Source organism: Fertoeibacter niger (assembly GCF_009380135.2).
In the GTDB taxonomy this organism is placed as follows: Bacteria; Pseudomonadota; Alphaproteobacteria; order Rhodobacterales; family Rhodobacteraceae; genus Fertoeibacter; species Fertoeibacter niger.
The window spans coordinates 278,374-296,745 of sequence record NZ_WHUT02000003.1 but is presented as its reverse complement, the minus strand read 5'-3'; the positions used below and the strand labels follow the sequence as shown (position 1 = coordinate 296,745).

The window sequence follows — 18,372 nt, the reverse complement described above, 5'->3', positions numbered from 1 at the left end:
AGCTTGAGGCAGGCACCAGACAACAAGGGGGATCGGCCATGCGCTGCCCGTTCTGTGGAAATATCGACACCCAAGTGAAAGACAGCCGCCCGGCGGAGGATCATGTATCCATCCGCCGCCGCCGGTTCTGCCCGGCCTGTGGCGGGCGCTTCACCACCTATGAGCGGGTGCAGCTGCGCGATCTGGTGGTCATCAAGAATTCCGGCAAGCGCGAGGATTTCGATCGCACGAAGCTGGAACGCGCGATCCGCATAGCCATGCAGAAACGGCCCATCGACCCGGAACGCATCGACCAGATGATTTCGGGCATCGTGCGGCGGCTGGAAAGCCTGGGCGATACCGACATTCCTTCGCGCACCATCGGCGATATCGTGATGGAAAGCCTGGCGCGGATCGATACCGTGGCCTATGTGCGCTTTGCCAGCGTTTACAAGAACTTCCAGGCGGCAGACGATTTCGACAAATTCGTGTCCGAGTTGCGCCCCGCCGGTGCGCCCGAAGAGTGAGCGCTGAAAGCGACGCGGGCCACATGGCGCATGCGCTGGCCCTGGGGCGGCGCGGCCTTGGCCGCACATGGCCGAACCCGGCGGTGGGGTGCGTCATCGTCGCTGCTGGCCGGGTGGTGGGCCGGGGATGGACCCAACCCGGCGGGCGACCGCATGCCGAGGTGCGGGCACTGGCGCAGGCGGGGCCGCTGGCGCGGGGCGCCACGGCCTATGTCAGTCTGGAACCCTGCGCGCATCACGGCCACACCCCGCCCTGCGCCGAGGCCCTGATCGCGGCAGGCGTGGCGCGGGTGGTGACGGCGCTGGAGGATCCCGATCCGCGCGTGGCGGGGCGCGGCCATGCGCTGCTGCGGGCGGCAGGCATCGCGGTGACCGGGCAGGTGTTGCAGGCCGAGGCCCGTGCGGCCCATGCGGGTTTCCTGAAGCGTGTCACGCAGGGGCTGCCCTATGTCACGCTGAAACTGGCCACCACGCTGGACGGGCGGATTGCCACGGCAACGGGCGAAAGCCGCTGGATCACCGGGGCGGACGCGCGGCGCGCGGTGCATGCGCAGCGGCTGGCGCATGATGCGGTGCTGGTGGGGGCAGGCACGGCGCGCGCGGATGACCCCGATCTGACGGTGCGCGATCTGGGGGCCGGGCATCAGCCCTTGCGGATCGTGATCGACAGCCGCCTGTCGCACAGCCCTGCCAGCCGTCTGGGCCGCACGGCGCGGGATGTGCCGGTCTGGCTGTGCCATACCGCCACCGCCCCACAGGCCGCACGGGCTGGTTGGCTGGCCACCGGGGCGGAGCTGATCGAGATTGCCGGCCCGGGCCCGCAGGTGGACCTGCGCCGCGCGATGCAGGCCCTTGCGGCGCGGGGCCTGACACGGGTTTTCTGCGAGGGCGGCGGCACGCTGGCTGCCGGTTTGATCCGCGCGGGGCTGGTGGATGAACTGGTGCAGTTCAGCGCGGGCGCGCTGATCGGGGCCGAGGGGCTGGCGGGCATCGGGCCTCTGGGGCTGACGGCGCTGGCCGCGGCGCCCCGGCTGCGGCGGCTGGAATCGCGCGCGGTGGGCGCGGATGTGATGACGCGCTGGGGGTTTGCGGGCGCGTGACCGCCACGATGGCACTTGTTCCCGGGCGTGGAGGCCTTCGGCGAGGATATTTGGGCCAGTAAGAAAGCTTGAGGGCGTGGCCTTGTGATCAGGCATTTGGGCTGCTGCCGGAGGCGCGCCTTGCAGGGGGTGGAGGCCTGCGGCGGGATATTTGCCGTGATGAAAGGGCGCGGTGTTGCGCCCTTCCAGAGCAGGACTTACCAGTGGCCGGTGTTGCCCATGCTGGCCCAGGGTTCGGCGGGGGGCAGGGCGTCGCCCATCTGCAACAGCTCGATCGATACATTGTCGGGGCTGCGCACAAAGGCCATGTGGCCATCGCGCGGCGGGCGGTTGATCACCACGCCATTGGCCTGCAAATGCGCGCAGGTGTCATAGATATTCGCCACCGCATAGGCGAGATGGCCGAAATGCCGCGAATCCGACGGCAGGCCCGCATCGCCATCCCAGTTCCAGGTCAGTTCCACCGGGCATTCGGGCTGGCCGGGCGGGGCCAGAAACACCAACGAAAACCGCCCGCCCTCGTTGTCGATGCGCCGGGTCTGTTCCAGCCCCAGCAGTTTGTAGAATGCCAGCGATTTTTCCAGATCCAGCACGCGGACCATGGTGTGAAGGTATTTGATCTGCATCGGCGTCTCCCTTGCCCCGGATGGGTTGTTGCGACGCTGTTTATCGGCGGTCAGAACGCGCTGCGCAACCCGAAGCCCAGCGAAAAGTCGCGGCTGTCGCGCAGCACGAAATCGGAATGGTTGCGGCTGAGCCGCAGGTTCACGCGCGGGGCAAAACCCATGTAATCAAGTTCGGTGAAGGTCAGCGCCAGATCGGCCTCGACCCTGCGGTCGGGGCTGGGGGTAGGGGCCTTGCCGTAATCGCGCAGTTCCAGACCCAGCCCCAGTTCGGCGGCAATGCCGCCGGGCAGCAGGCCAGGCTGCCAGCTGACGCGGCCAAACACCGCCTCGTGCGCGACGGTGGCCGCATCGGATGCCGTGTCGCGCAGGCCGAGGCTGACATGCAGCCGGCCGCCCCGCGCACCCGTCTGCTGTTGCAGGCTGGCGATGGCGGAAAGGCTGGTGGCGTTGCGGATCGGATCGGCGGGTTGCCAGACCTGTTCGCCCAGCAGCGCGAACTGCCAGCGGCTGCGGGCAGACAGAACATGGTCCAGCCTGAATTCGCCGCTGATCCGGTCGGTCAGATGCGCACCGCCCAGCCATTGCGTGCCAATGCCGCCGCCCAGTGTCAGCATCACCGGCGCATCGCCCGGCTGCCAGCGCCGCGTCAGGCCCAGATCAAGCCCTGTGACGACGTAATCCGAGGCTTTTGCGCCGGGCTCCAGCGTCTTGGCGCGGTCAGACAGCCAGACACCCCGGTGTTGCAGCGCGCCGGTCAGTTCCGTCACCCCGCGGGCCGAGGCCGCCAGCCGGTAGCGCAGCGTCGCAGCGCCCGTATAGGTGCCGCCCGGCAAAGCCTCGGCAATCGGCAGGGGGATGCCGATCACATAGAACGTGTCATGCAGGCTGCCGCCGTTCACATTGTCGGACGGGCCGATGTTCAGGCTGAAGCCCAGCGACAGGCGAGACTCGGACGAAACCTGCTGAAAGGTCTGCGCTGCGACGGCGCGCAACTGCGCGTCCGGTGCAGCCTCGGCGGCGCGGCGCAGCCACAGTTTCGCGCGCAGATCCTGGCTGGCCTGCGCATGGGCGATGCCGGTCAGATAGGCCGCCTCGAACCGTGCTTCTGGGGTAGAGGCCAGCGCAAAGGCCCGCCGCCCGGCCTGAACCCCGGCCGTGCCGCGGCCCCGCCGCGCTTCGGCCGCCGACATCAGCAGCCAGGCCGCGACATCGCCTTGGTCCCGTTGCAGCAGCGCCCCGGCGATGGATTGCGCCAGATCGGGTTGCCCCGCCTCCAGCGCCTGCCGCGCCAGAAGGCGGGCTTCCTCCACGGCAAGGGCCACCGTCGTTTCCGAACGCAGGGGGGCAGCGGCCAGAACCACCAGCGCCAATGCGGCACAGGTACGGCGCAGGGCACGCAAGGCGCGGACCATCGGCCGCGTCAGGGGGATGCGACGGGGCAGGCCGGACCACCGCCGGTGGCGCAGGAGGGCAGCACCAGAAGGCCATGCTCGAACAGGGCCTGGTTTGTGGGGATCGGGTTGAAGACCAGCAGGGCCGCGATCTCGCGCGCATTCGCGCCGCCGAACAGGCCAGCATAGTCACCCGCGTCCTGAAGGCTGCCGTCCTCGTCATCGCGGACGGTGACAATGCCCTCGAACCTGCCATCGGTGCTGATGTCTGTCGTGCGCAGCAGCGCGGTGGGCAAAGCGCCGGCATCGCCATCTGTTCCGGTGACGCGGCGCTGATCAATGCCGCCCGACAGTTCCATCTTGGCGAAATCCGCCGTGATCAGGGCGCGGCCTGTGGTCTGGCGCGGCTGGATCGGGTCCAGGTCGCCGCCCGGCCCCGAAACCGTGGGGCCCGCGTTCAGAAGGCCGGTGTAGGTGCCCGAATAGTTGGCCGAATTGCCGACGCCACTGGTCGGCAAATTGAACAGGCCCTCGCGCGAGAATGTGCCGCCCGCGTAATATTCGGCGAACTGTCCGTTCAGCGCGACGGCGGCCTTGGTATTGCCCACCTGTTTCACCAGCGCCACGGTGATGCGGTTCGATGTGGTCTCCTGCGAGGTATAGCCGAAGTAATCCTCGACATCATACCGCGCGTCGCGGGTGTAGACTGCTTCGACAGAGGGGTCATCCTGCGAGCGGATGTTCACCAGGATCGTGTCGGCACCGGGTTCATAGGTGGCTGAAACCAGGCGTCCGGCCACGGAATCCGGCACATCGCTGCCGCCCCCGTCGCCATCACCATCGCCGTCACCATCATCGCCGTTGTTCAGCGGATTGCCGCTGCATGCGGCCATAGCGATACAGAGCGCCAAAGGCGCCAGCTTGCGAAAATCCATGGAATTGCCTGACTGCTCGTTTCTTTTGCGACAAGTCTGCTGTGTCGCAGGCCACCTGTCAATCTGGCCCTGCCGCTGCGGCGGGGCTTGATGCAAAAAGGTCGCGCGCCGGTGGCAAGCCTTGCCGGGGCGTCCCTGCATCTTGTAGGGTTGTTGCCACCCCCCCCCCATAGATATGGGCCATCTTCAGACCGAGGCCACCATGCCCCTTTCCCCCGACCAGACCGCCGAGATCGCAGCCGCCCGCGCCACGCCACGCATGACCCTGCGCGCCGTGTCCGAAGGCATGGAGGCGCATCTGTATCGCGCGCATGATGTGCTGGACCACGGCTTCATCCGCGTCATCGACTATATGGGCGATGATGCCGCCATCGTGCAGGCCGCGCGCGTATCCTACGGCGCGGGCACCAAGCATGTCAGCAATGATGAGGGGCTGATCCGCTATCTGATGCGGCACTGGCATTCGACCCCGTTCGAGATGTGCGAGATCAAGCTGCATGTGAAACTGCCGGTGTTCGTGGCGCGGCAATGGATCCGGCACCGCACCGCCAATGTGAACGAATATTCCGCCCGCTATTCGATCCTTGACCGGGAGTTCTACATTCCGGCGCCCGACCAGTTGGCCGCGCAATCCACGGTGAACAACCAGGGGCGCGGCGCGGTGCTGGAAGGGGCCGAGGCGGCGCGGGTGCTCGATCTGTTGAAATCCGATGCGGGCCGGGCCTTTGACCATTACGAGGCGATGCTGGCCGATACCCAGCCCGACGGCAGCCCGCAGCAGGGGCTGGCGCGCGAACTGGCGCGGATGAACCTGCCGATGAACACCTATACCCAGTGGTATTGGAAGACCGACCTGCACAACCTGTTCCACTTCCTGCGCTTGCGCGCCGACGCCCATGCGCAATACGAAATCCGCGTCTATGCCGAGGCGATTGCCGCCTGCGTGAAGGATTGGGTGCCGCTGGCCCATGCGGCGTTCGAGGATTACCGGATGGGCGGCGAGAACCTGTCGGCCAAGGCGGTGGCGGTGCTGAAACGGCGGCTGGCAGGGGAAGTGGTGGGCTGGGAGGAATCGGGGATGTCGAAAGGGGAATGGCGGGAGTTTGTGGGGGTGTGGGGTTAAGACGCTTGGCACCACATTTTTGATGTGAAACACGGCCGAAAACCGTCACATCCATGTTACACTTCCATGCATGCAGCTGCGACTCACCCTTTTGGCCCTCCTCCTCGCCACCCCCGTCACGGCATCGCCCATTGCCGAAATCATCTGCGCGCCGCGGCAGCAGATGGAGCAGCGGCTGACCGGGCAGTATCAGGCAGGCCTTCAGGGCAGCGGCTTGCGTGACAGGGATTCGGTGATGGAGGTCTGGGCCGCCGCCAATGGCCGCTGGACGCTGGTGCTGCGCTACACATCTGGCCAGTCCTGCATCGTGGCGATGGGCGAGGCCTGGGATGCGCCCTTGCCCAACCCGGCCTGAGTGACTTTCCCGGACTGAACCCCTTTTCCGCCGCCCCCCTGTCCGCCCGGCCCCCGCGCGCTATCTGGCAAATCCAATCAGAACAGCGGAGCGTTCCATGGCCATTGCCGTCCTTTTCCTTGCCACCTCGCTGGTCTTTCTGGTGGCCGATGCCATCATGTTGCGATCGGTGATCCAGCCCTTGTTCCAGACCCACCTGAAGACACAACTGCTGGATGGCTTGCGGCTGGGCCCTGCGGCTCTGTTCTATCTGACCTACATGTTCGGCATAATGTGGTTCGCGGGCCTGCCTGCGCTGCGCGAGGGCAATCCCACTGCGGCGCTGATCAACGGCGCGGTGCTGGGGTTCGTCGCCTATGGCACGTATGAGCTGACAAGCTGGACGGTGATGCGGGACTGGCACCCCAGCATGGTGGCGGTGGATTGGGCCTGGGGCACGGCGATCACTGGCATCGCCGCCTGGGCCGGGGTGCTGGCGGCGCGGGCCGTTGCGTGACTTGTGCTATGTGGCAGAACGCCTTAGCCTGACGGTCACAGACCTGTGACCGGAATCGCTGCCATGATCCTTTACGGAATATCGACCTGCGACACCTGCAAAAAGGCGCTGAAGGCGCTGGAGGCGGCGGGAAAGGATGTGACCTTCCGCGACATCCGCGCCGATCCGCTGACCGAGGATGAGATCGCCGAACTGGTCATGGAATTCGGTGATGCGATCATCAACCGCCAGTCAACCACCTGGCGCGGGCTGTCGGACTGGCTGAAAGCGTCAGAACCCGAGGCGCAGTTGGCTGCCCAACCCACGCTGATGAAGCGCCCGGTGATCCGCGATGAAGACCGGCTGCTGCTGGGCTGGGGTGCCGATGTGCAGGGCAAACTGCTGGTCTGAGCCGCAAGGCATTGCCGCACCATCAAAAACGGCCCGCATCGACGCGGGCCGCGCAGATGCTGGCAAGACTGTTCTTACAGCAGCCGCAGATCGGCGGCCGATGCGCGGCCATCGCGCCCCGATTGCAGTTCGTAACCGATTTTCTGGTTGTCGTTCAGGCCTTTCAGCCCCGCCCGCTCGACCGCCGAGATATGCACGAACACATCCTTGCCGCCATCGTCCGGCGCGATAAAGCCGAAACCTTTGGTGCTGTTAAACCATTTCACGGTGCCCGTCGGCATGCCGTCTCTCCTTCATCAGCCCTCCCGCCGCGTCATTGCGGCAGGCCGTGCAGCCAGGTCTTCCGCGTGCTGCCTGGAACAGGAAGGCGTCAGAACGTCTGTTGTCACCTGCAAAATCATGCCAAAACGGCGCTGAAAATCAAGAGGCATGGTGGTGCGGCCTGCCAGCCCCCATATAGCGACAAACGGAGGCTTACATGCGCAACGCGGCACTTGTTCTGGGCATCATCGGTGGCATCTGGGGGATGATCGTCGGGTTCTTCGGTTACGGCTATACCACCTTCATCGAAACCCAAGGCGAGATCGGCGATTTCGCGCAACAGGTTGACAATGTTCAGCTTGTGCGCGCCGCCAGCTTTCTTTCGCCGATCCTGGCCATTGCCGGTGCCGCCATGGCGCGGTCGCGCAACGTGGCGGCGGGGGTGTTGCTGCTGGCTTCGGCGGCGGGGCTGTGGGCGGGCTTCGGCTTTGGCGTTTTCACCATGTTCCCGATTGCCATGTGCGGTCTGGGCGGGGTCTTGGCACTGGCCGCAAAACAGCCTGATGCCTATTGAAAAGGCGCAGCCTGCGCTGCGCCTTTTGGTGTTGCAGGCTTGACCCTCAGCCCGGCAGCCGCGCCTCGGCGGCAAGCTGCGCGACGATGGCGTCAAACCCGGCGCTGTCGGTGCGCGTGTCACCCAGCCGCCGCACCGAAACCGTGCGCGCCGCCACTTCCTGCATGCCGACGGCCAGCAGAACCGGCACCTTGCCAACGGAATGTTCGCGCACCTTGTAGTTGATCTTTTCGTTGCGCGTATCCGCCTCGGCCCGGACGCCTTGGGCCTTCAGCGCCGCCACCACTTCATGCACAAAGCCATCGGCATCCGACACGATGGAGGCCACCACCACCTGACGCGGCGCCAGCCAGAACGGCAGCTTGCCTGCGTAATTCTCGATCAGGATGCCGATGAAACGCTCGAATGACCCCAGAATGGCGCGGTGCAGCATATAGGGCATGTGTTTCATGCCATCCTCGCCGATGTATTCCGCGCCCAGCCGGTCGGGCAACTGCGCATCCACCTGAAAGGTGCCGCATTGCCATTTGCGCCCGATGGCATCGGTCAGCTTGAAATCCAGCTTGGGGCCATAGAACGCGCCTTCGCCGGGGTCCACCTCGTAGGCCACGCCCACCTTGCGGATGGCGTTTTCCAAGGCACCTTCCACCTTGTCCCAGGTTTCATCCGACCCGATCCGCACCTCGGGCCGGGTGGAAAGCTTGATCTCGAAGCTGTCAAAGCCCAGATCCTTGTAGACGCTGGACAGAAGCGTAATGAAATCAGCGCATTCCGCCTCGATCTGATCCTCGGTGCAGAAAATGTGGGCGTCATCCTGCGTGAAGCCGCGCACCCGCATCAGCCCGTGCATCGACCCCGACGATTCGTAGCGGTGGCATGATCCGAACTCTGCCAGCCGCAGCGGCAGTTCGCGGTAGCTTTTCAGGCCCTGATTGTAGACCTGCACATGGCAGGGGCAGTTCATCGGTTTCAGGGCGTTGATGCGCTTTTCCTTTGCGCCTTCCTCGTCCACCTCGACGATGAACATGTTCTCTTTATACGCCTCCCAATGGCCCGATTTTTCCCACAAGATGCGGTCCACCACCTGCGGCGTGCGGATTTCCTTGTAGTTGGCCTTGCGCAGGCGGCTGCGCATGTAATCCTCCAGCGTGCGGTAGATCTGCCAGCCGTTCGGGTGCCAGAACACCATGCCGGGGGCTTCCTCCTGCAAGTGGAACAGCTCCATTTCCTTGCCCAGGCGGCGGTGGTCGCGTTTCGCGGCCTCTTCCAGCATGGTTAGATGCGCCTTCAGATCCTCGCGGTTCTTGAAGGCCACGCCATAGATGCGCTGCAACATCGGGCGGCTGGAATCGCCCAGCCAGTAGGCCCCGGCCACATTCATCAGCTTGAACGCATCGGCGGGCACCTGCCCGGTGTGTTGCAGATGTGGGCCACGGCACAGATCCTGCCAGGGCCCGTGCCAATACATCCGCAGATCCTCGCCCTCGGGGATGCGGGCGATCAGCTCCAGCTTGAAGGGTTCGCCCTTGGCCTCGTAATGCGCGATGGCGCGGGCCCGATCCCACACCTCGGTTTTCACCGGGTCGCGGGCGTTGATGATATGCTTCATCTTCGCCTCGATCGCGGCCAGGTCTTCGGGGGTGAAGGGTTCCGCCCGGTCGAAATCATAGAACCAGCCGTTGTCGCGCACCGGGCCGATGGTGACTTTCACTTCGGGCCAGATCTCCTGCACGGCGCGCGCCATGATATGCGCCAGATCGTGGCGGATCAGTTCCAGCGCCTGGTTGTCATCGGCCAGCGTGTGCAGCGCGATGCTTGCATCCGCCGTGATCGGCCACTGCAGGTCGAAATGCGCGCCATTGACCGTGGCCGAGATGGCTTTCTTGGCCAGACTGGTGGAAATGCTGGCAGCCACGTCGGCAGGCGTTACGCCAGCCGCGTAGGAACGCACATTGCCATCGGGAAAGGTAAGGGAAATCTGGGACATGGCTGTCCTCCTCGTCGGTTTGGCGCCCACGGAACGCCCGGTTGCGGGTATGGTCGGCGGGGTTTTGCGCGTCGGGCGCGCGAAAGTCAACTGCCGCGCGGTTCGGCTGGCCCGCGCCCCGGCGCTTTGTTATGCAAAGGTGACAAGGGGGGCCGCCATGACAGAACCGCAATATCTGACCACGCCCGAAGGGCGGCGGATCGCCTATCACCTGACACCGGGGCAGGGGCCTGCGGTGGTGTTTCTGGGCGGCTTCCGTTCTGACATGCAGGGAACCAAGGCCCTGTATTTGCAGGATTGGGCGGCGGCGCAGGGCCGCGCCTTTCTCCGGTTTGATTATTCGGGGCACGGCCAGTCGGGTGGCGATTTCCTGGACGGCGCGATTGGCGACTGGTTCGCCGATGCGCGGGCGGTGGTGGCCTTGGTCGATGGCCCGCTGGTGCTGGTGGGATCGTCCATGGGCGGGTGGATCGCGCTGTTGCTGGCGCGGGCGATGCCGGAACGTCTGGCCGGGATGGTGGGCGTCGCCGCCGCGCCTGATTTTACCGAAGATTCGATGTGGGCGGGGTTTGACGCGGCGCAGCGGGCGGAGCTGCTGACACAGGGCCAGGTGGCCCTGCCGTCGGATTATTCCGACGCGCCCTATACCATCACCCGGCGGCTGATCGTGGACGGGCGCAACCATCTGGTGTTGCGTGATCCGCTGGAATTACCTTGCCCGGTCAGACTGTTGCAGGGCACGGCGGATGTGGATGTGCCGCCATCGGTGGCCCTGCGGTTGCTGGATCACGCGACAGGGCCGGATATGCGGCTGACGCTGGTGAAAGGTGCGGATCACCGCTTTTCCGATGCCGCCTGTCTGGCGCTGATCAGCCGCAGCCTGGGCGAAATTCTGGCGGGGCGGCCTGATGCGTAGGTTGGGAAAGGCGCTGGGGCGCATTCTGGTTTGTGTTTTTCTGATATTTGGCGGGTTGTGGCTATTCGCCCCGCAAGATGAGGTGGACATGGGCTTGCCGTTTGATTCTGCGATCTTGCCAAATGATCTTGATGTGTGGCTGGCCGAGACAGAGCAGCAGATTCCGAACATTCGACCCGATACGGCCAAACGCATTGTCTGGGCGGGTGTGGCGGGGGAAAAAACACCGCTGGCCGTGGTCTATCTGCATGGCTTTTCGGCCAGCTCTGCCGAGATCCGCCCCGTGCCGGAACGGGTGGCGGCTGCGCTGGGGGCGAACCTGTTTCTGACCCGGCTGGCCGGGCATGGCCGCGACGGGGTGGCGATGGCGGAACCCGTGGCGGGCGACTGGATCAATGATCTGGACGAGGCGATGGCGATCGCACGCAGGCTGGGCGACCGGGTGATCCTGATCGGCACCTCGACCGGCGGCACATTGGCTGCACTGGCGGCAACCGATGCGCGGTTCAATGACGGGCTGGCGGGGGTTGTGCTGATATCGCCCAACTTTGGCCTCCGGCCATTGGCGGCGCGCATCCTTGATCTGCCGCTGGCGCGCTATTGGGGGCCGCTGGTGGCAGGGGCCGAACGCAGTTTCACACCGCTGAACGCGGAACACGCACGGTTCTGGACGACGGCCTATCCGACTTCCGCGTTGTTTCCGCTGGCCGCGCTGATGCGCCATGCGCGCGGGCTGGAATACAGCCGCGCCGCCGCCCCGGCACTGGTGATCTACAACGGTGCCGATCAGGTCATAGACCCGGCCCGCATCGCGCCGGTCATTGATCAGTGGGGCGGGCCGGTGACGGTGGAACAGGTTTCACTAGGCCCGGGGGATGACCGCTATGGCCATGTGATTGCAGGTGACATCCTGTCGCCCGGCCTTACAGAGCCCGTCGTGGCGCGCATCACCGGATGGGCGCGGGGGCTGTGACATGCCCGAACAGGTAATCCTGATCCCCGGGTTGATGTGCGACGCGCGGCTGTTCCTGCACCAGATCATCCACCTGTCGCAGACAAGGCTGGTGGCGGTGTTCATGCCCTTGCCCGAGCCCACAGTCGAGGCGCTGTCAGAACGGCTGCTGGAGGGCGCACCGGAGCGGTTCGCGATGGTGGGGCATGGGCTGGGCGGGGCGGTGGCGCTGGATGTGTTGCGCCGGGCGCCGGAACGGGTGACGCGCATCGCCCTGCTGGCGACCGACCCGCTGGCCGAGGCCCCGCAGATCGCCGCAGCGCGCGAGGCGCGGATGGTGGCGGCGCGTGCCGGACGGCTGGCACAGGCGATTGCCGATGAAGTGCCACTGTCCGCCCTGGCCGACAGCCCCTGGCGCGACAGCATCATGGAATTGCAGGCTGACATGGCGCTGCGGCTGGGCGAGGCTGTGTATCTGGCGCAGTCGCGCGCCATGCAGCGCCGCCCCGACCAGCAGAAAACACTGCGCCGCATCATGTTGCCCGCGCTGATCCTTGCCGGGCGGCGCGACATGGTGGTGCCGCTGCGGCGGCAGGATTTCGCGGCGGCGCTGATGCCCTATGGCCGGTTGCAGATCGTCGAGGATGCAGGGCACCTTGCGCCCCTGGAACAGCCCGAGGCCGTGACAGAGGCGCTGGAAGGTTTTCTGAACGGCCCCGCCGTTACTGCGATGCGGCCAGCGTGATGTTCGGCCCGCGCTTTTTCGGGGTTTCGGCCTTGCCGCTGGCGGCGGCGGCGTCGATGAACCCCAGCACCAGCGGGCGGATGTTGATGCGCCAGCTTTTGCCGGCAAAAATGCCGTAGTGCCCGGCCTCAGGCTCCAGATGGCTGGCCTTTTTCGAATCCGGCAGGCCCGTCAGCATGGCAAGGGCGGCAATGCACTGGCCCGGGGCGGAAATGTCATCCTTCTCGCCCTCTACCGTGATCACGGCGACATCGGTGATTGCGCCGATATCAACCCGTTTGCCCGCCACAACGAATTCGTTCTTCGCGATTTCGCGGTTCTTGAAGATGCGCTCGACGGTCGAGAGGTAGAATTCTGCCGTCATGTCCATGACTGCCAGATACTCGTCATAGAAACGGTTGTGTGCGTCATGATCTGCCGCTTCGCCACGGGCTACGCGCATGATCTGTTCGGAAAACGCCGTGGAATGGCGCTCGGCGTTCATTGACATGAAGCTTTGCAGTTGCAGCAGGCCCGGGTAGACCAGCCGGCCCGCACCCTTGTATTTGAAGCCGACGCGCTGGACCGCGATCTGTTCCAACTGCCCCATGGTGATGCGGCGGCCAAAATCGGTGACATCCGTGGCAGCAGCGTCGGGGTCGATCGGCCCGCCGATCAGCGTCAGGCTGCGCGGTTGCGCCTTTGGGTCTTCGGCAGCCAGATAGGCGGTGGCGGCCAGCGTCAGCGGGGCAGGCTGGCACACGGCGATCACATGGGTCTCCGGCCCCAGCGCGCGCATGAAATCAACCAGATACAGGGTGTAATCCTCGACATCGAACTTGCCTGCCGACACCGGAATGTCGCGGGCATTGTGCCAGTCGGTGATAAACACATCGCAGTCGGGCAGAAGGCTGGACACGGTCGAGCGCAGCAACGTGGCGTAGTGCCCCGACATCGGAGCCACCAGCAGCACCTTGCGCGCCATCGGAGCGCGGCGGCGGACTGCGAACTGGATCAGGCTGCCAAAGGGTTTGTCGACAATGGTTGTGACATCAACCAGATGGTCGGTGCCATCCTCGCCCACCACCGTGCGGATGCCCCAGTCAGGCTTGGCCACCATGCGCGAAAAGCTGCGTTCCGCCACTTCGCCCCAAGCGGCTGTCAGGGCCAGCATCGGGTTCATCGACAGGGCAAAAGCGGGATATGAGGCCATGGCGCGGGCGGTGGCACCCATCCACTCATTCGTGTTGCGGATGCTTTCCATCAGGTCGTAGGTTGCCATATACTTCATGTTGTCTCCAGTTGCCGGACGGGGCTATCGTCGCTCGTGTCGCTTCCCTCCCCGGTCGGGCGACAACATGCTGCACAGCAGCACGATAGGGGGGAATTGTTAACATGACAACCGAAGACAGCGGCCCGACACCAAAGTATGAACTTTTAAATACAAATCTGGCCAGGATCGAGGAGTTGTCGCAACGCATGACAGCGGCTTTTGCCCGCCGCAAACCGGCGGATCCTGCGCTGAGCGGCCCCAGCCAGGACGTGTTTCTGAAAGCCTCTGCCGCCTATGTAACAGAAATGATGCAGAACCCTGCCAAGATACTGGAGCATCAGATCAGTTTCTGGGGCAAAAGCCTGACACATTATGTCGAGGCGCAGCAGCAGTTCGTGAAGGGTGAGCTGAAGGCCCCGCCCGATCCCGGCCCCAAGGACCGCCGCTTTGCCAACCCGCTGTGGGACACGCATCCCTATTTCAACTACATCAAGCAGCAATACCTGATGTCGGCCGAGGCCGTGGCGCAGGCTGTGGCCGCGCTGGAGCATCTGGACCCGACCGACAAGAAACGGGTGGAATATTTCAGCAAGCAGATTGTCGACATGTTTGCACCGACGAATTTTCTGGCCACCAACCCCGATGCGCTGGAAAAGGCGGTGGCAACCGACGGGGCCAGCCTGGTGCAGGGTCTGGAAAATCTGGTGCGCGACATCGAGGCGCATAACGGCGACCTGCTGGTGACACTGGCCGATCCGCAGGCCTTTCATGTGGGCCAGAACATCGGCACCACCGAAGGCGCGGTGGTTTACCGTAACAGGATGATGGAGCTGATCCAATACAGCCCAACCACCGAAAAGGTGCACAAGACCCCGCTGCTGATCTTTCCGCCGTGGATCAACAAATTCTACATCCTTGATCTGAAACCGCAGAACAGCCTGATCAAGTGGATCGTGGATCAGGGCTTTACCCTGTTTGTCGTCAGCTGGGTCAACCCTGACGCAAGCTATGCCGACGTGGGCATGGATGATTACATGCGTGACGGCTACATGCGGGCCATTGCCGAGGTGCGCAAGATCACGGGCGAGAAGCAGGTGAATGCCGTCGGCTATTGCATCGCGGGCACCACCCTGTCGTTGACGCTGGCCCATCTGGAAAAGGCCGGCGACAAATCGGTGAAATCGGCGACATTCTTTACCACGCTGACCGATTTTTCCGACCCGGGCGAGGTGGGGGTTTTTCTCGACGATGATTTCGTTGACGGGATCGAGCGGCAGGTGGCGGTGGATGGCGTTCTTGACAAGACCTTCATGTCGCGGACGTTTTCATTCCTGCGCTCAAATGACCTGATCTACCAGCCCGCGATCAAAAGCTACATGCTGGGGGAAACGCCCCCCGCCTTTGATCTGCTGTTCTGGAACGGCGACGGCACCAACCTGCCCGCAAAGATGGCGGTGGAATATCTGCGTGGTCTTTGCCAGGACGACAAGCTGGCCAAAGGCGAGTTTCCGGTGTTCGGCGATCCGGTGCGACTGTCTGACATCACGCTGCCGGTCTGCGCCATTGCTTGCGAGACCGACCACATCGCAGCCTGGCGGTCATCTTTCAACGGCATCCGGCAGTTCGGGTCAAAGGACAAGACCTTCATCCTGTCGCAGTCGGGCCATATCGCGGGCATTGTGAACCCGCCATCCAAGGGCAAATATGGCCACTATGTCAACGAGGCGCCGATGACCACGCCGGATGCGTTTCTGGCCGGGGCCACGTTTCACCAGGCGTCCTGGTGGCCTCGCTGGGGCGAGTGGCTGGCGGCGCGGTCTGGTGCGAAAATCAAGGCCCGCATCCCGGGTGATTCGTCACACCCGGTTCTGGCACCGGCACCCGGCACCTATGTTGCCGCAGCGGCAAGTGCCTGATCTGCCTACAGCTTCCGGCACAACCTCAAGTTATGCTGCGGTGCAGAAAGATACTTGATTTTCTGCACCGCAGCATCTATGTTCTTCTCATCAGAACAACGGGTGCGACGCCCGAAGATGGAGCAAGACAATGACCAAGACCCCCGATTTCGCCAAAGTCATGCAGGACATGATGGCGTCTTTCCCGGTTGACGCCTCGGCCATGCAGAACGCGTTCAAGACGCAGGCCGCGATGACCGAGAAAATGTCGAAAGTGGCTCTGGAAGCCGCTGAAAAGTCGACCGAAATCACCTCGAAATGGGCCAAAGACACCATCGCCAAGCTGGGCGACATGTCGAAAGCCAAGACCGAGCCGACCGATTACACCAAAGCCGCGTCGGACTTTGCTTCGGCCGCTGCTGAAATGGCTGCCGAGAACATGGCCGCTTTCGCCGAAGTGGCGAAAAAAGTGCAGATGGAAACTGTCGAGCTGATGCTGGCCGCTGGCAAGGACATGTCGGAAGACGCGACCGCCGCCGTGAAAAAAGCCACCGCCGATGTGACCACCGCTGCGAAAAAAGCCACCACGGCTGCGACCGCCGCGAAGTAAGTTCAGGCGCAGCGCCCTGTTCCTCCCGACAGGTGACGCGCCGGAGGGCGGGCTTCAAGCCCGCCCTTTCTTTTTATGCTGCGCTGCCGTAACATTCTTTCTGCGCAGAATGGGAGGGTCTGATGACCGACACCGATAAGCCGCTGCTGATCAAACGCTATGCCAGCCGCCGCCTCTACAACACCGAAACCAGCGACTATGTCACGCTGGAGGATATTGCAGGTTTCATCCGCGCCGGGCGCGAGGTGCAGATCATCGACCTGAAATCAGGCGATGATCTGACGCGGCAATATCTGCTGCAAATCGTGGCCGAGCATGAAAGCAAGGGCGACAATGTGCTGCCGCTGGGCGTGCTGACCGACCTGGTGCGCAGCTATACCACCGAGGTGCAATCGGTGGTGCCGCAGTTTCTGGCGGCCTCGTTCGAAATGCTGCGCTCGGGCCAGACCAAGATGATGGAAAACCTGACCACGATGCCCAATGCCCTGACGGCGATGCCGGGGTTCGAGGCGATGCGCAAGCAGCAGGAAGTGTTCATGAAAACCATGCTGGGCGGCCTGCCGGGATGGAGCGGCTCTGGCCCCGGTGCCGATGACGCGGCGGGCACGGGAAACGCCAGCAACGAAGAACTGGCGCAGATAAAACGGCAACTGGCTGAATTGCAGATAAAGCTGTCGAAGATGTGAAAAGGCGCCCCGCGGGGCGCCTTTCATTTTGCGTGTTCTGCAAAGATCGCCAGCAGCGCGTCAGGCCACTTCGGCAAACACCTGTTTCAGCGCGTCGCCCAGTTTGTTGAACAGCTCGTCCAGATGCGCCTCGGTGCAGATGAAGGGCGGGCACAGCACGATCGCCTGGCCCAGCGGGCGGCAGATAAGCCCGTGATCGGTGCAGGTGTTGGCGATGCGTTCCGACACCGACAATGTGCCGGGGAAGGGGGTTTTCGTGGCCTTGTCCTTTACCGCCTCCAGCGCGCCCATCAGACCCACGCCACGCCATTCGCCGATATTGGGGTTCTGGGCCAGATACTCCATCCCGGCCTGGAATTTCGGCGTCAGGGTGCGCACGTTTTCCGCCAGCCCCTCGTTCATCACCACATCAATCGCCTTCAGCGCGATGGCGCAGCCAACCGGGTGGCCGGACGCGGTGAAACCATGCGGGAATTCTTCCACCGCCTCGGCGGCTGCCTGAATGCGGTCGGCCAGATCCGGCCCCAGAATCACCGCACCCATCGGGAAGAACCCGGCGGTGATGTTTTTCGACGAGATGATGGCATCGGGCATGAAATCAAAGGTCTGGCAGCCCCAGGTGTTGCCGGTGCGGCCAAAGCCGGTGATGACCTCATCAGCGATCAGCGGAATGCCATAGCGTTTCAGCACCGGCTGGATCGCCTGGAAATAACCTTTCGACGGCACGACCACACCACCCGCGCCCATCACTGGCTCGGCAAAGAAACCGGCAATCGTATCGGGGCCTTCCATGATGATCCGGGCCTCCAGCTCTGCCGCCATGCGGGCGGTGAACTGTTCTTCCGTCTCGCCATCCTTGCCGAAGCGCCAGTAATGCGGGCAGCCGACATGGATGAACCCCGGCAGCGGCAGGCCGAACACGGAATTATATGGCTTGCCGGTCATCGAGGCCGATACCGCCGTCACCCCGTGGTAGGAATTGACCCGGGTGATGATCTTGCGGCGCTGCGGCTTGCCTTCGGCTCCGGCCAGAAACCACAGCATCTTGACCATCGTGTCATTCGCCTCGGACCCCGAGTTTGTGTAGAACACCCGGCCCCGCTCAAACGGCGACACCTCCACCAGTTTTTCCGACAGCATCACCGTCTGGTCGGACATCCGGCCAAAGAACGCGTGATAGCCGGGGAATTTGTCATACTGGTCTTTCGCCGCCTGCGTCAGTCCCGGATGGTCAAACCCTGCGACCATGTTCCACAGGCCCGAATTGGCATCCAGATACTGCCGCCCGTGCACATCGAACACATAGGGGCCCTTGCCATGGGTCAGCACCACCGCGCCGCGTTCGACAATCGAGGGCAGGTCGGTAAAGCCGTAAAGCGAATAGGCATCGGCGCGCGATTCCCAGCTGTTCGGTGCGTCGTCACGCATGGTTTGCATCCTTTGGTTAGGGTTTCGCGCAACGCTATCCGGGTGCGCATGCCGGTTCAATCGGGCTGAGGCGGGCAATGGGCGAAATGGCGGGCTGGCCCGGCGCTTTGCCGCAAATAAACCCGCTCTGCCCGGCATTCTGCC

20 protein-coding genes are annotated in these 18,372 nt (G+C 63.9%); 13 read left to right on the top strand and 7 right to left on the bottom strand.

All coding sequences use genetic code 11. The annotated features are described in order from the left end of the window. The first annotated feature begins 38 nt into the window (after nt 1-38). Together nrdR and ribD are read left to right on the top strand one after the other, a co-directional pair. Complete coding sequence (nrdR, locus tag GEU84_RS07075; RefSeq protein WP_152824639.1) at nt 39-506, top strand: transcriptional regulator NrdR; 468 nt, start codon at nt 39-41, stop codon at nt 504-506. Continuing rightward, complete coding sequence (gene ribD, locus GEU84_RS07070; RefSeq protein ID WP_338144769.1) at nt 503-1,606, top strand: bifunctional diaminohydroxyphosphoribosylaminopyrimidine deaminase/5-amino-6-(5-phosphoribosylamino)uracil reductase RibD; 1,104 nt, start codon at nt 503-505, stop codon at nt 1,604-1,606. Before nrdR ends, ribD begins: the two co-directional genes overlap by 4 nt. A gap of 197 nt (nt 1,607-1,803) precedes the next feature. Here ribD and GEU84_RS07065 read toward each other — a convergent pair whose 3' ends face one another. Genes GEU84_RS07065 through GEU84_RS07055 form a run of 3 tightly spaced genes read right to left on the bottom strand, consistent with a single transcriptional unit; the run spans nt 1,804 to nt 4,516 of the window. Then, complete coding sequence (locus GEU84_RS07065; protein ID WP_152824640.1) at nt 1,804-2,232, bottom strand: VOC family protein; 429 nt, start codon at nt 2,230-2,232, stop codon at nt 1,804-1,806. Nucleotides 2,233-2,282: 50 nt separating this feature from the next. Next, a complete protein-coding gene (locus GEU84_RS07060; RefSeq protein WP_152824641.1) occupies nt 2,283-3,644 on the bottom strand; it encodes a surface lipoprotein assembly modifier in 1,362 nt (453 codons plus the stop codon). A gap of 8 nt (nt 3,645-3,652) precedes the next feature. Beyond that, nucleotides 3,653-4,516, bottom strand: a complete 864-nt coding sequence (locus GEU84_RS07055) for a HupA family protein (protein WP_152824642.1) — start codon at nt 4,514-4,516, stop codon at nt 3,653-3,655. A gap of 244 nt (nt 4,517-4,760) precedes the next feature. Here GEU84_RS07055 and thyX point away from each other — a divergent pair, with 244 nt between their 5' ends. From thyX to GEU84_RS07035, 4 genes are all read left to right on the top strand, one after another. Then, nucleotides 4,761-5,681, top strand: a complete 921-nt coding sequence (gene thyX / locus GEU84_RS07050) for an FAD-dependent thymidylate synthase (RefSeq protein ID WP_152825102.1) — start codon at nt 4,761-4,763, stop codon at nt 5,679-5,681. A 70-nt stretch (nt 5,682-5,751) separates the two neighbouring features. Beyond that, entirely contained in the window at nt 5,752-6,036 is a 285-nt protein-coding gene (locus GEU84_RS07045) for a hypothetical protein (RefSeq protein WP_152824643.1), read from the top strand. A 97-nt stretch (nt 6,037-6,133) separates the two neighbouring features. Next, complete coding sequence (locus GEU84_RS07040) at nt 6,134-6,532, top strand: DUF2177 family protein (protein WP_152824644.1); 399 nt, start codon at nt 6,134-6,136, stop codon at nt 6,530-6,532. A gap of 63 nt (nt 6,533-6,595) precedes the next feature. Then, nucleotides 6,596-6,922 (top strand): arsenate reductase family protein, encoded by a 327-nt coding sequence (locus tag GEU84_RS07035; RefSeq protein ID WP_152824645.1) that lies wholly within the window; start codon nt 6,596-6,598, stop codon nt 6,920-6,922. A gap of 74 nt (nt 6,923-6,996) precedes the next feature. On the opposite strand, the gene GEU84_RS07030 is transcribed toward GEU84_RS07035, so the two are convergent. After that, nucleotides 6,997-7,203, bottom strand: a complete 207-nt coding sequence (locus tag GEU84_RS07030; protein WP_152824646.1) for a cold-shock protein — start codon at nt 7,201-7,203, stop codon at nt 6,997-6,999. 197 nt (nt 7,204-7,400) lie between these two features. On the opposite strand from GEU84_RS07030, the gene GEU84_RS07025 reads away from it, so the two are divergent. Next, the gene (locus tag GEU84_RS07025) at nt 7,401-7,757 is read left to right on the top strand and encodes a hypothetical protein (protein ID WP_152824647.1); all 357 of its coding nucleotides are present in this window, start codon (nt 7,401-7,403) and stop codon (nt 7,755-7,757) included. 46 nt (nt 7,758-7,803) lie between these two features. Here GEU84_RS07025 and thrS read toward each other — a convergent pair whose 3' ends face one another. After that, the gene (gene thrS / locus GEU84_RS07020; RefSeq protein ID WP_152824648.1) at nt 7,804-9,744 is read right to left on the bottom strand and encodes a threonine--tRNA ligase; all 1,941 of its coding nucleotides are present in this window, start codon (nt 9,742-9,744) and stop codon (nt 7,804-7,806) included. Between the two features lie 157 nt (nt 9,745-9,901). Between thrS and GEU84_RS07015 the strand changes: the two genes are divergently transcribed. From GEU84_RS07015 to GEU84_RS07005, 3 genes are all read left to right on the top strand, one after another. Then, the gene (locus GEU84_RS07015; RefSeq protein WP_152824649.1) at nt 9,902-10,660 is read left to right on the top strand and encodes an alpha/beta fold hydrolase; all 759 of its coding nucleotides are present in this window, start codon (nt 9,902-9,904) and stop codon (nt 10,658-10,660) included. A gap of 115 nt (nt 10,661-10,775) precedes the next feature. Beyond that, the gene (locus GEU84_RS07010; RefSeq protein ID WP_174539369.1) at nt 10,776-11,633 is read left to right on the top strand and encodes an alpha/beta hydrolase; all 858 of its coding nucleotides are present in this window, start codon (nt 10,776-10,778) and stop codon (nt 11,631-11,633) included. Between the two features lies 1 nt (nt 11,634). Continuing rightward, complete coding sequence (locus tag GEU84_RS07005; RefSeq protein ID WP_152824651.1) at nt 11,635-12,357, top strand: alpha/beta fold hydrolase; 723 nt, start codon at nt 11,635-11,637, stop codon at nt 12,355-12,357. Here the strand turns inward: GEU84_RS07005 and phaZ are convergent. Further along, complete coding sequence (phaZ, locus tag GEU84_RS07000) at nt 12,335-13,627, bottom strand: polyhydroxyalkanoate depolymerase (protein ID WP_152824652.1); 1,293 nt, start codon at nt 13,625-13,627, stop codon at nt 12,335-12,337. The genes GEU84_RS07005 and phaZ overlap by 23 nt on opposite strands. A 104-nt stretch (nt 13,628-13,731) precedes the next feature. Here phaZ and GEU84_RS06995 point away from each other — a divergent pair, with 104 nt between their 5' ends. From GEU84_RS06995 to phaR, 3 genes are all read left to right on the top strand, one after another. After that, nucleotides 13,732-15,525, top strand: coding sequence for a PHA/PHB synthase family protein (locus GEU84_RS06995; RefSeq protein ID WP_152824653.1), 1,794 nt, complete (start codon nt 13,732-13,734; stop codon nt 15,523-15,525). A gap of 130 nt (nt 15,526-15,655) precedes the next feature. Next, entirely contained in the window at nt 15,656-16,114 is a 459-nt protein-coding gene (locus GEU84_RS06990) for a phasin family protein (RefSeq protein WP_152824654.1), read from the top strand. A gap of 122 nt (nt 16,115-16,236) precedes the next feature. Continuing rightward, nucleotides 16,237-16,800 carry a polyhydroxyalkanoate synthesis repressor PhaR gene (phaR, locus tag GEU84_RS06985; RefSeq protein ID WP_152824655.1) on the top strand — a complete coding sequence of 188 codons (564 nt, stop codon included), beginning with the start codon at nt 16,237-16,239 and terminating at the stop codon, nt 16,798-16,800. Nucleotides 16,801-16,860: 60 nt separating this feature from the next. Here phaR and GEU84_RS06980 read toward each other — a convergent pair whose 3' ends face one another. Further along, nucleotides 16,861-18,228 carry an aminotransferase gene (locus tag GEU84_RS06980; RefSeq protein WP_152824656.1) on the bottom strand — a complete coding sequence of 456 codons (1,368 nt, stop codon included), beginning with the start codon at nt 18,226-18,228 and terminating at the stop codon, nt 16,861-16,863. Between the last annotated feature and the right edge of the window lie 144 nt (nt 18,229-18,372).